This window comes from Streptomyces sp. NPDC007084, assembly GCF_040703595.1.
GTDB lineage: Bacteria > Actinomycetota > Actinomycetes > Streptomycetales > Streptomycetaceae > Streptomyces.
This window is the reverse complement of the sequence record NZ_JBEYFY010000134.1, coordinates 1-1213: the sequence shown is the minus strand read 5'-3', so window position 1 is coordinate 1213 and position 1213 is coordinate 1. Positions and strand designations below refer to the sequence as shown.

General features: G+C 75.8%; 2 protein-coding genes. Both read left to right on the top strand.

Translation table 11 applies throughout. The annotated features are described in order from the left end of the window. Window positions 1-17: 17 nt before the first annotated feature. Window positions 18-581 carry a sigma-70 family RNA polymerase sigma factor gene (locus AB0912_RS35910; RefSeq protein ID WP_366707539.1) on the top strand — a complete coding sequence of 188 codons (564 nt, stop codon included), beginning with the start codon at window positions 18-20 and terminating at the stop codon, window positions 579-581. After that, window positions 574-1213, top strand: a 640-nt coding sequence (locus AB0912_RS35905; protein ID WP_366707537.1) for a pentapeptide repeat-containing protein, incomplete at its 3' end; no start/stop codon positions are given. The genes AB0912_RS35910 and AB0912_RS35905, both read left to right, overlap by 8 nt.

Here is a 1213-nt window from a genome sequence, read left to right as displayed (position 1 = left end):
CCGGACACCTACGGACCATGAGCAACGACGAGATCTTCGCCGCTGCCTATCGCGAGCACTACTGGGCGGTCAGCCGCTACGTTGCGCGGCGACTGGACGGCCGAAGCAGTGATGTGGAAGAGGTGGTGGCCGAGGTCTTCACCGTCGCCTGGCGACGGCGTGACGACCTCCCGGCCACCCCTCTTCCCTGGCTGTACGGGGTGGCCCGGCACTGCCTCGCCAACGCCGTGCGCGGATACGGGCGCCGGCGCCGGCTCCTCGACCGGCTCGGCAACGACGAGAGCGCCCGGGGCACCCACGTCGTCCCCGGCCCCGACGCCGGCTCGCCCGCCGACTGGGTGCACGAGGCGCTGGCCCGGCTCTCCCCGGCGGACCAGGAAGTGCTGCGCCTGGCGGCCTGGGAGGAACTCGGCGTCGACGAGATCGCCGTCGCGCTCGGCTGCGGCAGCCGCGCCGCGTCGATGCGTCTGCACCGGGCCCGCCGCCGGCTCGCCGCCGAGATCGACGGCCTGCGGCCCACCGTGGCCGCCGGTCCCGCAACACCCCGTCGCGACACCTTGAAGGAACACGGCCATGGCTGACGAACTCGACCTCCTGCGCCGCGCCAACCCGGTGCCCACCGACGACCCGCACTTCCACGACCGCCCCCTCGACGCCGGGGCCGAACACCGCCTCCGTGCCTTGACCCGCTGCGGGCTGTCCGGGACGGGTGAGGAACGGGCGGGGGTGTCCGGTATGGGGGTGTCCGGCGCCGTTGGGGACCGGGCGGGCGCGTCCGGCACCGGCCGGTCTGACACCGGCCTGGCCGACACCGGCCTGGCCGGCACCTGCGTGTCCGGCACCGGCGAGGAGCGTGCGGGCCTGTCCGGCCCCGGCGTGAGCGGCGCAGGCCGGGAAGGCGCCGGACTGAACGGCCCCGACCGCACCGGCACCGAGCTGAGCGGCACCGAGCTGAGCGGCATCGACCTGAGCGGCACCGAGCTGACCGGCATCGACCTCAGCGGCACCGGTCCGGCCGATACCGGCGTGACCCACGTCGGCCGAGATCGTGCCGGCCGGGATCGTGCCGGTCGGGATCGCGTCGGCCAGGATCGTGCCGGCCGGGATCGCGTCGGCCAGGATCGTGCCGGCCGGGATCGCGCGGGCCGGCCGGGACGTTTCACGCGCCCCGCGCCCCTGCTCGACGCCCTCCGGCCGCGCCGCCCCCGCGACT